This window comes from Neorhizobium sp. DAR64862/K0K3, assembly GCF_050500185.1.
Taxonomy (GTDB): Bacteria; Pseudomonadota; Alphaproteobacteria; order Rhizobiales; family Rhizobiaceae; genus Neorhizobium; species Neorhizobium soli.
Genome location: NZ_CP191449.1, coordinates 2,533,238 through 2,547,243, shown reverse-complemented (window position 1 = coordinate 2,547,243; position 14,006 = coordinate 2,533,238). Strand labels below are relative to the sequence as shown.

General features: G+C 62.1%; 9 protein-coding genes. 6 read left to right on the top strand and 3 right to left on the bottom strand.

The window, feature by feature from the left end:
* Window positions 1–31: 31 nt before the first annotated feature.
* Window positions 32–625: a DNA-3-methyladenine glycosylase gene (locus tag ACQY1L_RS12365; protein ID WP_082471830.1), complete on the top strand. Its 594-nt coding sequence runs from the start codon at window positions 32–34 to the stop codon at window positions 623–625.
* Window positions 626–635: 10 nt separating this feature from the next.
* Here ACQY1L_RS12365 and ACQY1L_RS12360 read toward each other — a convergent pair whose 3' ends face one another.
* The 3 genes from ACQY1L_RS12360 to bcsN form a co-directional block, all read right to left on the bottom strand.
* Window positions 636–3,110: a cellulose biosynthesis cyclic di-GMP-binding regulatory protein BcsB gene (locus ACQY1L_RS12360; RefSeq protein ID WP_430241013.1), complete on the bottom strand. Its 2,475-nt coding sequence runs from the start codon at window positions 3,108–3,110 to the stop codon at window positions 636–638.
* Window positions 3,111–3,115: 5 nt separating this feature from the next.
* A complete protein-coding gene (gene bcsA / locus ACQY1L_RS12355) occupies window positions 3,116–5,287 on the bottom strand; it encodes a UDP-forming cellulose synthase catalytic subunit (RefSeq protein WP_062453845.1) in 2,172 nt (723 codons plus the stop codon).
* 74 nt (window positions 5,288–5,361) lie between these two features.
* A complete protein-coding gene (bcsN, locus tag ACQY1L_RS12350; RefSeq protein WP_430241011.1) occupies window positions 5,362–6,408 on the bottom strand; it encodes a cellulose biosynthesis protein BcsN in 1,047 nt (348 codons plus the stop codon).
* 242 nt (window positions 6,409–6,650) lie between these two features.
* Between bcsN and ACQY1L_RS12345 the strand changes: the two genes are divergently transcribed.
* From ACQY1L_RS12345 to ACQY1L_RS12325, 5 genes are all read left to right on the top strand, one after another.
* Entirely contained in the window at window positions 6,651–9,044 is a 2,394-nt protein-coding gene (locus ACQY1L_RS12345) for a cellulose synthase (RefSeq protein ID WP_430241010.1), read from the top strand.
* A 440-nt stretch (window positions 9,045–9,484) separates the two neighbouring features.
* Window positions 9,485–11,107, top strand: coding sequence for a methyl-accepting chemotaxis protein (locus tag ACQY1L_RS12340; RefSeq protein ID WP_430241009.1), 1,623 nt, complete (start codon window positions 9,485–9,487; stop codon window positions 11,105–11,107).
* Entirely contained in the window at window positions 11,107–11,400 is a 294-nt protein-coding gene (locus ACQY1L_RS12335; RefSeq protein WP_062453840.1) for an STAS domain-containing protein, read from the top strand. The genes ACQY1L_RS12340 and ACQY1L_RS12335 overlap by 1 nt, the downstream gene beginning before the upstream one ends.
* 2 nt (window positions 11,401–11,402) lie before the next feature.
* Window positions 11,403–11,768: a chemotaxis response regulator CheY1 gene (cheY1, locus tag ACQY1L_RS12330; RefSeq protein ID WP_062453839.1), complete on the top strand. Its 366-nt coding sequence runs from the start codon at window positions 11,403–11,405 to the stop codon at window positions 11,766–11,768.
* A 16-nt stretch (window positions 11,769–11,784) separates the two neighbouring features.
* Window positions 11,785–14,004 carry a chemotaxis protein CheA gene (locus ACQY1L_RS12325; RefSeq protein ID WP_430241008.1) on the top strand — a complete coding sequence of 740 codons (2,220 nt, stop codon included), beginning with the start codon at window positions 11,785–11,787 and terminating at the stop codon, window positions 14,002–14,004.
* Window positions 14,005–14,006: the final 2 nt, after the last annotated feature.

Sequence of the window (14,006 nt, the reverse complement as noted above, 5' to 3'; positions counted from 1 at the left end):
ATCATGAACCGCAGAAATGGTGAGGCACGACATGGCACTGGCAGCCGGATTTTTCACGCGGTCCGCGGTGGATGTGGCGCGCGACCTGATCGGCGCTGAATTCGAGCTTTCGGGCGTCGGCGGCGTCATCGTCGAGACAGAGGCCTACCAGCCGGATGATCCGGCATCCCACAGCTTTCGCGGGCCGACGCCCCGCAACCTTGCCATGTTCGGGCCGGCCGGTCATGCTTATGTTTACCGTTCCTACGGCATCCACTGGTGCGTGAATTTCGTCTGCACGCCGGGCAGCGCGGTGCTGATCCGGGCCTTGCAGCCCGTGAACGGCATTGCCGAGATGGAACACCGGCGGGGCAGGGCGGAGCCCCTGCTGTTATGCTCCGGCCCCGGACGCGTCTGCCAGGCGCTGGGAATTGGTATCGAGCATGACGGCCTGTCGCTCATGGAAGCGCCTTTCCGGCTTGCTCCGCCGGTAACGCCGCCCTTGGTGGTCGCGGGACGGCGGATCGGAATATCGCGTGGTATCGACCAGCCGTGGCGGTTCGGCCTTCAGGGATCGCTGCATGTCAGCCGACGCTTTACCGGCAAGGGAGGGCTGCCGGAGGACCCGACAGCCGCACGGGATTGACCTGCCGTGCCTATTTCCGACCGAGCCGGGTCAGCAGTCCACCGGTTGCCAGCCCCACGAGAATTGCACTCGCGACGAGAAGCAGTCCGTAGGACATGATGTTGTCCGACAGCCAGTTCGTTGCGATCAACCGTGCATTCGAGAGTGAAAAGTTTGCAGTCGGCGTGAAGTGGAACCAGTTGACCGGAACAATCACCGGATCTGCTTCGGAAACATCGTGCACGGACACGCGTCCGTCGAGTTGGTTCCACGCCTCGCGTGCCGAAAAGGCCTCCATCCCGGCGGAAAGCTCATCGCCCGTCGCGCCGATCACTGCCGTCCAGGTGCCGGTTTGGGTCGGATCGTTTTCCTGTGCGATGATCATTCCGGCGGTTTTCGGCGGCACATAGATCGCGTCACCGGCCGGCGCAAACCGCAGCATCGGTGCGGAGAGGTCAAAGTTCCGCTTGGCCCAATCCGCCACGGAAGAAAGCTGTCGGCCGAAGAAGTTGTTGCCGTTGCGATCCTGCCAGTCCTGGAGCGTCAATGACGCCCGGTCGGCCGGGACGTGATCGCTGTTCTCACCCCAGCTACCGCGGCTTTTCTGCTCGATGCCGAGATCCGTCAGGATATTGGCTGGAAATTCGGAGATCGCGCCGACAAACAGCGCATTGCGCCCGGCTATACGCGCCGTTGAAATCGTCACCGAGACCGGTATTGCCCGATGTGACGCGGTCGCGATCTTGCCAAGGAAAGTCGCCGCGGATCCGAGGGTCTTTTCATCGATCCGCCCGAGGAACAAGGGAACGGACTCGGTGCCGGTCGAATAGGGAAAGCCGGTGCCCGACGTAGCGCCGAGATTGGGGACGCGGGCGATGCGGGCGAAATCCGGCATCTCGAACTGTGAAGTACCGAAGAGAGCAAACCGCGTGCCTTCATTCGCAGTGGCACCCGGCGCGCAGGCCTTGTCCGACGCCGTCAGCAGCGCAGCTTCGAGCGTGATCGTGTTGACCCCAGGCTTGAAGTGACGCAGCGTCAGCTTGATCGGCAGGTGGCGCAGAATGGCGCCTCCGTCCGAGGTGATCGGAACGGTTGAGGCAATATTCCCATTGACGAAGACGTCGATGTGACTGCCCGGAAGAACCTCCGACACATAGGCGGCATCCAGCAGGATGCGCGCTTCGCCATAGGCGTTCGCGTAGAAATCCGCCGGAACGCCGATTGTGAACTCGGTACGGTAAAGCCGCCCGGAAAACTCCTCGCTGCTGACCCCGAGAGAATTGAAATCAATCGATTTCTCGGCAAACAGGAATGGCGTATCGATGCCGCGCCAGCTCGAGGTCGCCAGTGTATCGCGGCGCTGGATGCTGCCGCCATCGGTGGAGGCAACGAAACTGTCGATAAGGCCCTGAAGCGCCGGCCAGCTTGGTCCCGACAGGACCAGAGCGGAGGATCCGTGCCCGGGGTAATCGGTAAAGCTTGCAACGGCTGCACTGGAAGCGGCTGCCGCCAGGTTCGGAAGGATCGGTCGAAGCTCGTCCGGCGTTCCCACGAAGACCGCAAGTTCGCCGGGCCTCAGATCGGGTGTGATGGTTTTCTGGAAGGAAAACGACTGGTTCGGCATGCCGCCCACCAGCGATAGTCCCTGCGCAAGCCGCATCAGAACATCCGTCGCGCCCAGCTGGTCGAGCGCCGGCACGATCAAGCGGAACCGCGTCTTTCCGCTGCCGTCGACGCCGACCGCCCTGACATCGTCCAGTCGGTTGAACCGGTCGCTACGCTCGTCGTCGAACGCCAGGAACGTCCGCTTCGGGTCGATGTCGGTCCAGAGTTCGAACGTGGATTCGACCGTGCAGTCGGTGCGGTGACGCTGATTGGCCGCGAACCGTACCATATTGCCGCCCGCCTTCAGAACGCCTGGCGGTATGTCGAGCACCCGTTCGAACGGCTGGTCGGGCGATGCAATCTTGTCGCCATAGATCTCGACGTCGTTGATCGTCACGGAAAGGCGCGAGGCCTCCGGCGCAACGACGATCGAGTTCTGGTACGTAAGGTGCAGCTTTGCACCCGTCGCCGCCTGCTCCTCGGTCAGGTAGACGGACCAGGAACGCTGCTGGACCTCGCCGTTCAGGCGCAGCGACGGGGCAGGGATGAGGTAGCGCCGCGCCGTTTCGGTCGAAGCCTTGGCTGCCGCCTGAGGAGCAGGGGCCGTTACCGGAGAGGGAGAAGCGGTGGCCGCCGGTGCCGGTGCCGCGGGCGTTTTCGGAGCGGCTGGAATGGGCCGTTGAACCTGTGGCACAGGTGCCGGAGCCGGGGTTTGCGGTGAAGGCGGCGCGGTCGGGGTTACACCTTGGCGGGACCGCTCCGGACCCATGTCGAATGGCGATGATGCGGGGGCCGGCGATTGACCGGGTTGCTGCGCAAGCGACGAGACCGACAGGGCGCCGGTCGATGCCAGCATGGCCGCGACGAAGAGAAGGCGGGGGAAGCGTGTATTGGTGATCATGTCGCTCAACCTTCCTTCGTCGTCTGGCTCTTGCCCAGATCCTTCAACAGGTAGCCGAGGCCGCGGGTCGTCTGATAGGCGGCAAGACCCAGGAACCAGATCGTGCCGCGCAAGAGACCGGGGTTGTAACGTCGCGAGGTCTGGAATTGTGTCCACTGGCTCGAATTGGCGAATATGAGATCGGCGATCAAACGGTGATCGGTGGATTTCTGGGGCATGTAGCGGCACCCCGCCGTTGTCACGTCGCCGACCGTATCGAAGTTGCGGATTTCGATCGGCAAGTCGCTGATCGGCAGGTCGCTGAACGGCTGGAACCGGAGCACACCCATGGCACCGTTCGCGATGTCCCTGGCGCCTTCCGTATAGATCTGCAGTGCTGCACCATTGACCGAAACATCCTCGATCGTCGCCGTGAACCAGCGGTCGCCGATCCCGAATTCGCAACGCCGGCTGACGCGGATACGGCGGGACGACTGCTTCTCTCCACGTTCGGAAACAACGCCGAGCGCGCAGCCCGCAATGATGATGTTGAGAAGATTCCAGCCCCCAACCACCAGCGTCACGTCCGCTTTGAACGGTTCGGTATACACCCGGTAGATGCTGATGAAGAAGGCTATGACGAGAACGCAGAAGATCACGAAGAACGGACGGCTGATCTCCGAAAGTCGGCTGACGGACACGGACTCGTCCTTCGCCGTCACTTTGAAGGTCGGCTTGCGCGGATTGAGCATGACCGAAACGACAGCCGGCAGCAGGTGCACGGTCTGGACGTATTCGTAAAGCTCCGAAATCCACGGCCAGCGGAACGAACCGTAGAGGTAGTTCTGCATCAGCATGTTCACGATCATGTAGGTTAGCGAATAGACGAGGAACTCGCCGCCGGAGGAGGTGAAGATCTGCAGATCGAAGAACAGATAAAACAGCGGTGCAAACAGGAAGATCGTCCGCGGGAAGGGAAACAGCCAGAATAGCGTCGAGGACATGTAGCACAGGCGCTGCGGGAAGGAGAGCCCGCGCTTGAGCGGCGGGAAGCGGAACCGCAGGATCTGCATCATCCCTTGCGCCCAGCGCGAGCGCTGGCCGATGAAGCTGGCGAAGGTCGCCGGCTGCAGGCCGGCGATCAGTGGGCGGTCGACATAGATGCTGTGCCAGCCGAGACCGTGCAGATCGAGCGCGGTTTCACAGTCTTCCGTGATGCTGACGCCGCTGAAACCGTTGGAGACTTCGAGTGCCTTGCGATTGAGAACGGCCGCGGACCCGCAGAAAAAGGCGGCATTCCACTTGTCGAGACCACGCTGGATGATGCCGTAGAACATCTCGTTCTCGCTCGGCATCTTCTCGAATGTGCGCAGGTTGCGCTCGACGGGATCAGGATTGAGGAAGAAGTGCGGTGTCTGCACGAGGAAGAGTTTCGGCTCCTTCTCGAAATAGTGGACGGTTTCCAAGAGGAAGTCGCGCGTCGGGGCGTGATCGGCGTCGAACACGGCAATCAGATCGCCGCTTGAATGAGCAAGCCCGTTGTTGAGGTTGCCGGCCTTGGCGTGTTCGTTGCGCTCGCGGGTCAGGTATTTGACGCCGAGGTCTTCGCAAAGCTGGTTGAGGGCCTTGTAGCGCGCATCCGCAGCCCTTGCATCCGCCACGTTGTCGGCGCGGCGCTTCTGCAGCGTGCTGCCGTCATCGAGCAGCCAGACGGTCAACTTGTCGGCCGGGTAATCCATGTTGCGGCAGGCTGCAAGCGTGTTGGCAAGCAGCGTCTCGTCCTCGTTGTAGGACGGCACAAAGACGTCGACGCTCGGAAGCGGTCCTTCCGTGCGGCCGTGCGGCTTTCGCGCCGGCAGCGGCATGGCAACGACGAAGAGGCTGAGCGCCAGCATCATCACGCTGTACATCTCGGCCAGGTAGACGAGCATGCCGGGAATGAAATTCTCCAGCTGGTTCACCGGCGGCAGCGTGCTCGTCGTGCGCCAGTAGACGTAGCGCATCACCATCGCGGTGCCGAAGGCGAGAGCCACGAGACGCCATTTGCCGTCGGCGTTGAGCATCTTGATGATGATCATCACCGTGACGATCAGGACGCTCGCGATCAACTGGGTGCGCGTGTTGATCGGCAGGGTGACCAGGGTCACGATCATGATCGTGGCGAGAACCCACACGATGGCAGAAATAAAAGTACGCATCGCCGGATTACCTTTGCGGTTCGATCGACCGGATTACGGTTGGCAGGATCACGACGGGATTGCCGGCCTGACGCTCAGCGACATACGACATTGGCACCCTCCGCCTGTGTCGAGCAGGAAGGCGAAGGAACCGTGACGCGCGGAGCGGCTGCGGGTGTCAGTGACCTCGGGGACGCAGCAGCGTCCGAGGGTGCTGACGGACTGAGGCCTGCGGGAGAAAGTGCGGAAACGCTGGGGATCCTTGGCCCCACCGGCTGCATGACAGGCTCCATCATGCTGCTGGCGACCGGTGCTAAGGCTGGCCGGACCGGCGCGGCAGGGGCTGCGCGGCGGATCATCGGCGCAGCTTGTCGTTGCGGCAGGACCGGAACGATAGCTTCCGTCGAGGCAGGACGCGGGTAGGTGGGAGCGCCGGTTCGTCCGATTTCCGGCGAAAGCGGGCTCGCATCGCCATAGGGATTCCAGCCGAGCGAGTCGACGGAGGCGTTGATAGTGAAATTGTACATGAAGGCGAGAAGCGCCTGCTCCGTCGCGCCGGCCTCGCAGATCCGCACGCGGATCTGGATCGAGCCGTAATTATCGACCGGCGACATCTTCTGCGCCTGCGAGCGGATCTGCTGCCATCCATAGAGGCAAAGATCGCTGCCCCTGCCGCGTCCGAACGCATAGCCGAACGGGCCATAGCTGTTCTGGACGTAAAATTGCGACCGCACCATCCGTACACCGGGAAACCCGGATGCCATTTCGCGGGCCGTGCCGCTTTGCGAGACCATTTTCGACGTCAGCCGGTTCGAGCTATAGCTGAACGCGCTCTTCGTGCCGAAGAACTGCGCCTTGATGAAGTTCTGGCCGGGCGTGAGTGCGGATGTGAAGAGCGGAATTTCCTGCTCGATGGCGTTGTCGTAGCGCCGCTCGATGACGCCGACGATACCGGGGCCGGATGGCGGGGGCATGACCATGGCTTCTTCCGCCTGCACGGTCTTCACCAGGGCGCCCGGCTGGATCGGAGCTCCGCCGCAACTTGCCAGGACGAGAGGCAGCAATCCTACGATGGCAATTGCGAAGCTTCGGCGGTCGCTGCGTACGAACCGGCGAACTTCGGCAAATGATCTTTTCGTCATGGGCACTCGCATATAATGGCGCATCTACTGGACAGTCATCGTCCGATCGCTTCCGTCTCGATTTCCGCTTCCACAAAAGTCTACGCAACGAAGCGAATCGCGAGTCTTGCTTACAATTTGCTAAACAAATCTAAATTGTTCGTTAACCATATCAGCTCATTCTTACACATCATGGCGTTCATGCCATTGATACGCCTCGTTGCGGGGCAACAGGTCGGGGTTAGGATCGGGATCGGAAGTCCATGAAGGTTATGATGATCTCATTGACGGTGGTAGGTATCGCCGCTGTTGGATTCTGGAGCCTCGATAGACAATCCTCCAATGTCGACATGACGCAGCTGACCGGCGCCATCAGTCCCGACGCGCCCGCATGGGCAGACGGTATGCAGCCGCGTCCCAAGACCGAGCGGCTTACGGCTCAACTGCTCTCCTCAGACGAACCTTCCGCGCAGTCTCCGGGTGCAGCAGCGCTTGTGATCACGCAAACGCTGCCGAACGGATCCGCCGCCGAACCGGCCGATACGCCTTCCCCGGCGCGTTCGGGCATGCCCTTGATCGCACAGTCCCCGGCCGCATCGTCGCCACCACCCTTGCAGCGTCCCGAAAACTCGACGGCGCAGCGCGGCAACACGCCGCCTCCGGTGGTCGTGGATGAAAGCGCCTTGCGATATTTTGCCGCCCGTGGCGACACGGCACGGCTTCAGGCCGAGATCTCGCGCCTGCGCGCGCTCTATCCGACCTGGTCGCCGCCCGCTGATCCGCTGGCTGTGCGCGCAAGCGGTGATCCACAGCTCGAAAACATGTGGCAACTCTATGCACAGTCGCGCTTTGCCGACGTGCGTAAGGCAATCGCCGACCGTCAGACTGCCGAGAGCGGCTGGCAGGCACCGGACGATCTCCTCGACCGGCTAAAGCTTGCCGAGGCACGTGTCAGCCTGACCGGCGCCTCCGACAGCAAGGATTACGACGTCGTCATCCGCATGGCGGCCGAAAACCCGAGCCTTCTCACCTGCAGCGAAATCGACGTCTTGTGGCGGGTGGCGGAAGCCTTTGCCGAGACCGAGCGACAGGGTCGCGCCCGGGATGCCTATCTCTACGTTCTGGACAATTGCGAGGACACCGCCGCGCGTGTCGCCACGGTGCAGAAGGCGAGTGAACTTCTTTCCTCCACCATGCTGGAAGATCTCCTCGCCAAGGAAAAAACTCCCGCCGGTGGTCAGCCGGAATTCGAGGGTCTGAGAAACGATCTCGCGCGCCGCTTTGTCAACGAAGCCGGCGACGATGCGAAACTGGTCGTCGGCCAGCAGTATGTCACGCGTCTCGAACAACTCGCGGAACGCGAGGGGCTCGCCTCGGACGCGCTGCTGCTGGGCTGGTATGCCTATCGCAGAGACAATCTCGGCGGTGCCGAGCGCTGGTTCCGGCGCGCCTATGGCAAGGAAGAGACGGCCTCCGCTGCTGAGGGGCTGGCGCTCACCCTGGTCCGCCAGAAGTCGCCGCTCGAAGCGGAAAACGTTCTCTATCGTTTCCGGGAAAGTTCCGAAGGCACCAAGGCGGCCTATCTTTCCGCCGTCGCCAATCTTCTTGCACTCGATCCTCCGCCCATGCTGCAGGAAGAGGTTCTGGCCCGCATGGCGCCTGTCGTGATCGCCGCCCGCGATGCCGACGCGGCACAACAGTTCGGCTGGTATGCAAGAGCAATGCGGCAGCTTCGCACAGCCGCCGAGTGGTTCGGGGCAGCACTCGCCTGGAAGCCGGATGACGAGCCCTCCGCCTATGGTCTGGCGCTGACCCGCAACGACCTGGGCGACCGGGCCGGTGTCGCTTCTCTCCAGCGTGCCTGGGGCGGTCGTTCAGAGCGCATTGCAAATCTCGGCAGACCATCTGTAGCGGGCGTCGATGATCGGACAGGTTACCGTCGCCAACCGCCGCTGCCGAGCGTCAGGCCCGAGGATCGCACTGCGGAAGCCTATTCGCAGCAGGACGGACAACCCTATCAGCAATCAGCGCAACGCAGCGTTCAGCAACCCAACCCGCAGCGTGCCGCCGCAACCCGGCAGCCTGTTGCCGTGCAGCCGTCGGTCCGCCAGGCAACCAGATCCGCTCAGGCAAGCTCCGGGCCGCCGTCGCGCGGCTGTGCTCTGACGGAACTCCGCCAGACCAATCCGGACCAGGCGCTATCGCGCGGCTGGTGCCTGATGGATCTGAACAGGCCGCTCGAAGCCGTCAAGGCTTTCGAGGTCGCGCAAAACAGTGCTTCCGACGTGGTCCGCTCCGATGCGTCCTATGGTCGAAGCCTTGCCTATCTGCGGGCAGGCCTGACGGATCAGGCGTCTGTTGCCGCGGCCGCAGCCAAGCAGACCAACTCCCGCGCCGTGGAGCTTCAGAGCGCCATTCTTGCCAATCGCGCCCAAAGCTCCTTCAACCTCGGTCGCTATCGGGAGGCGCTCATCGCGCTCGATCAGCGCGCCCAGATCACGCCGGAACAGACCGATCTTATGATCCTTCGCGGCTACGCCTACCTCAATGTCGGTCGCAAGCCCGATGCGCGAAGAATTTTTCAGGCCCTTGCATCGACCGGAAGCAAGGACGGCCAACGAGCGCTGGCCGAACTGATCTGGCCGCCGGACAATTGAAACACTGCCACAAGCTGAACTTCCAGATTAGATCCATTTGATTTTACTGAAAGTTTTAAAGCTTTTGGTTGAGCTTTTCTGCGCCTCTGTTTGTTGTCACCTTTGCGGACAGTCCGAGCTATGGCCGGTTTCTGACTTTGCTTGAAAGAGCATTTCACACCGCCCGTGTTAACCTTCGGGCAAGGAATTAACCATACATATTAGATAGACGGCGAATGGGATGTCCCGAGGGCTCCCAACAGGCATGAAGCCGCCAAGCCGTACCGGTCTGAATCCGGTATTTCTCATCGACAGATTACGAAATGCTTCGCGGTATAAGCGTCGCCACCGCAGACAGGTCATGGCCTGTCCCGGCACGCTCCCGCCCGTTTCGGATTTGCCTCGCTGGGCGGCAATACACCAACTCGTCGGGTTGGTCTGACTTTCATGCGGGGACGGTTTTGGTGCAGGACACGCCGACAGAACAGGGGCGACGGAGCCAGGCAGGCAGCCTGAGTGAACGCTTGGCCTTTGCTGGCCTCGACGGGGACCTGCGCGACTTGCTGCGCCGGTGCCGGCCGCAGCTCGAACCTCATCTCAAAGCCGGATTGCGCGACTATTTTCACCGGCTGCAGTCCGTTCCCGAGGCTGCCGGTATCTTCGAAAGCGAACAGCAGATCGAACGCCTGCATGACCTCCAGGCGTCTCACTGGAGCGTGCTCAGCGACGCGCGCTTCGATGCACTGTATGCCGAACGAGTCAAACTCCTCTCCGATACCGAAAGCCGCATGGGTCTTGATCCGCGCTGGCACCTTGCCGGTCATTCGGTGATGCTCGAGCATCTGATCACCGGTGCGGTCACCGGAATGTCATCCCGCTCCATTCTTCCGGCAAGTCGCAAGCGCGAACAGGAACTCAACGATCTCGTCAGCGCAATCGTGCGCCTCGTCATGGTCGACGCGGAGATCGCGGTGTCGTTGCGCTTTAACGAATTGCGCCTCAAGCACCAGCGTGCCCTGACCGAGCAGCGCCAGGCCGATCAGGCGCAGGCCGTTGAGACGTTCCTCTACGTGGTTTCAGCGCTGGCCGATCGCGATCTGACCGCAAAGGTTCCGGACGACATGCCGGACGCCTATCGCGAACTCGGCGACATCCTCAACAGCGCCATCGGCGACATCCGCACGACATTCGAGACCGTCGGCGAGACCGGAATCCAGGCGGACATGCTGACCGACGCTCTTTCCGAGAGCGCACGCACGTTCGCCAGAACTTCCGAGAACCAGTCCGCCCGCTTGCAAAAGTCTGGCGAAGCGCTTTCTTCGATCGCTGCCGGTGTCCGCCAGAGTGCCGTCGGCACGGCCGCCGCCGAAAAGGCGACGGCCGCCACACGCCGGTCAGCGGAAGACAGCGGCAAGGTCGTCGGTCAGGCGATCAGCGCCATGGCGGATATCGAAGCGTCAGCCGAAAAGATCGGCCAGATCATCGGCACGATCGACGAGATCGCATTCCAGACCAATCTCCTCGCCCTCAATGCCGGCATCGAAGCCGCCCGCGCCGGCGACAGTGGCCGCGGCTTTGCTGTCGTTGCGCAGGAGGTGAGGGCGCTCGCCCAGCGTTCCGCCGAGGCCGCCCGCGAGATCAAGACGCTCGTCAACGGCACTAAGACGCAGGTCGATGCCGGTGTCGAAATGGTTCACCGCACGCAGGGCGCCATCGATGGCATCGTCCAGCAGGTGTCCGCCATCAACGACACGATTGCGGGCATAGCTCGCGATACCGGGGTCCAGGCGGAAGGCCTCGACGTCGTCACGGCACATGTCAGTGATCTCAGCCAGGAAGTCGCATCCAATGCCGTTCTGGCGCGTCGCTCGGGCGAAGGCGCGGACGAATTGCAGACGGTGATCCTGGAGCTTGGACGCACGGTTCGCGAATTCCGGATTGCGCGACAGGGCCGTTACGATGACGACCGCTCAAGACCGGCTGCACGCCGGCCGGAAATTGCCACCGACATCTCCCCGCGGGCCGCGGCGGAACGCATCGGTTCCTCAGAGACATTTTACTCCAAACGACAAGGAATAAGCTGATGGCGGCCAAGAAAGCCGGTCCGGGAAGTTTGAAACTGTCTTCCGTGCTGGACCTCAACGAGGCGTCCGCGCTGCACGCCAAACTGCTGTCCATGCGCGGTAGCGACATCGTCATCGATGCGTCCGGTGTCGAGCGTCTCGGCGTCCAGTGCGTCCAGGTCCTCGTCGCCGGCGCAAACGCCTGGGATGACGACAAGAAGTCCTTTGCCGTCCAAAAGCCTTCCGATGCCTTCGTCAAGACGATGCAGCTCATCGGCCTCGATACACAGAATTTGGTTGCTAAGGAGATTTAGCGATGAAGAAAAAAGTCCTGACCGTGGACGATTCACGGACGATCCGGAACATGCTTCTGGTCACTCTCAACAACGCCGGTTTCGAAACCATCCAGGCTGAAGACGGCATCGAAGGTCTCGAAGTCCTCGAAGGCTGCAACCCCGATGTGATCGTCACCGACATCAACATGCCGCGCCTCGACGGCTTCGGTTTCATCGAAGGCGTTCGCCGCAACGACAAGTACCGCGCCATCCCGATCCTGGTCCTGACCACGGAAAGCGACGCGGAGAAGAAGAACCGCGCCCGCCAGGCCGGTGCCACGGGTTGGATCGTCAAGCCGTTCGATCCCGCCAAACTGATCGATGCCATCGAGCGTGTAACCGCCTGAGCCAGGAAATCCTCCCATGGATATGAACGAAATCAAAGAGATCTTCTTTCAGGAATGCGAAGAACAGCTCGCTGAACTGGAATCTGGTCTGCTGAAGCTGAACGACGGGGACCGCGACCCCGAAACGGTCAACGCCGTCTTCCGCGCCGTTCATTCCATCAAGGGTGGAGCAGGCGCCTTCGGCCTCGATGATCTCGTGGGCTTTGCCCACGTCTTCGAGACGACGCTCGACTGCGTCCGGTCCAACAAGCTCGAGCCGAACCAGGACGTTCTGAAGGTGATGCTGAAATCGGCCGACGTGCTCGCCGATCTCGTCACCGCGTCCCGTGACGGCGGTGGTGTGGACGAGGCGCGATCACGCGGCCTCGTCAAGGAACTGGAAGCCCTTGCCCATGGCGAAATGCCTTCGGCCCATGCCGAAGTCGCAAAGCCTGCAAAGGCCGAGGCACCGAAGCCGAGCGATGACAGCGGTTTCCAGCCGATCCCTTTCACCTTCGATGGTTTCGACGACGACGTCCCGGCAGCAAAAGGGTCGGTCTACGAGATCGGCTTCAAGCCGCGCCACGATCTCTATGCCAAGGGCAACGAAGCAGCCCTCCTGCTGCGCGACCTGTCCAAGCTCGGCGAGATGAGCGTCGGCTGCGACATGGAGCAGCTGCCGACCCTCGACAAGCTGGATCCGGAAGCCTCCTATTTCAGCTGGAAAATCTCGCTGACGACCGAAAAGACCGAAGCCGATATTCGCTCGGTGTTCGAATTCGCCGAGTGGGACTGTGATCTCGACGTCAAGCTGGCCGCAGCAAAGCCAAGCGACGAAGAACTGCCGATGGTTCCGGTACCATTCGATCTCTCGTCGCTCGACGATGAGCTCGGCTCCGACACGAAGGCTGCCGACGAGGCAGCCGCCGTCGTGGCGAATGAAGCTGCCGCCAACGTCAGCAAGATGGCTGCCGCCGCGGCACGCGTCGAAAAGAAGGAAGCCGCAGCACCCGCGCCGGCTCCGGCCCAGGCCGCTGCCACAGCGGCCGCCGGCCAGACGATCCGCGTCGATCTCGATCGCGTCGATCGCCTGATCAACCTGGTCGGCGAGCTTGTCATCAACCAGGCGATGCTCTCGCAGAGCGTCATCGAAAACGATGCCAGCGGCACCTCCGCCGTCAATATGGGTCTCGAAGAGCTGCAGCAGCTGACGCGCGAGATCCAGGACTCGGTCATGGCGATCCGCGCGCAGCCGGTCAAGCCGGTCTTCCAGCGCATGTCGCGTATCGTCCGCGAAGTCGCAGACATGGTCGGCAAGCAGATCCGTCTGGTCACCGAAGGCGAGAACACCGAAGTCGACAAGACGGTTATCGACAAGATCGCCGAGCCGTTGACCCACATGATCCGAAACGCTGTCGACCACGGCATCGAAAGCCCCGAAAAGCGCGAAGCCGCCGGCAAGGATCCGGAAGGCACGATCAAGCTTTCGGCCAAGCATCGTTCGGGCCGCATCCTGATCGAACTGATCGACGACGGTGGCGGCATCAACCGTGAGCGCGTCAAGCAGAAGGCAATCGACAACGACCTGATTTCGCCGGATGCCAATCTGTCGGACGAGGAAATCGACAACCTCATCTTCGCGCCTGGCTTCTCGACGGCCGACACGATCTCCGACATTTCCGGCCGCGGCGTCGGCATGGATGTGGTCAAGCGTTCGATCCAGGCACTTGGCGGCCGTATCTCGATCTCCTCGCGCCCGGGTCTGGGCTCGACCTTCACCATGAGCCTGCCGCTCACGCTCGCCGTCCTTGACGGCATGGTGGTAACGGTTGCCGGCCAGACGCTTGTCGTGCCGTTGACGGCGATCGTGGAGACATTGCAGCCGGAAGCGTCTGCCATCCACTCGTTTGGCGCAACGCAGCGGCTCATCTCGATCCGCAACTCGTTCTGCCCGCTGGTCGATGTCGGCCGCATCCTCAACTTCCGCGCCACACAGGCAAATCCGGTCGAGGGCGTGGCACTTCTGGTCGAATCCGAAGGCGGCGGTCAGCGCGCGCTGATGGTCGATGCCATCCAGGGTCAGCGTCAGGTCGTCATCAAGTCGCTGGAAGCCAACTACACCCATGTTCCGGGCATTGCCGCCGCCACCATCCTTGGTGATGGCCGCGTCGCTCTCATCCTGGATGTGGACGCGGTGGTTGCGGCATCCCGCGGTCAGTCGCTCAGTCCGGAGATGTCGCTCGCTGCGACAGGTTGAAC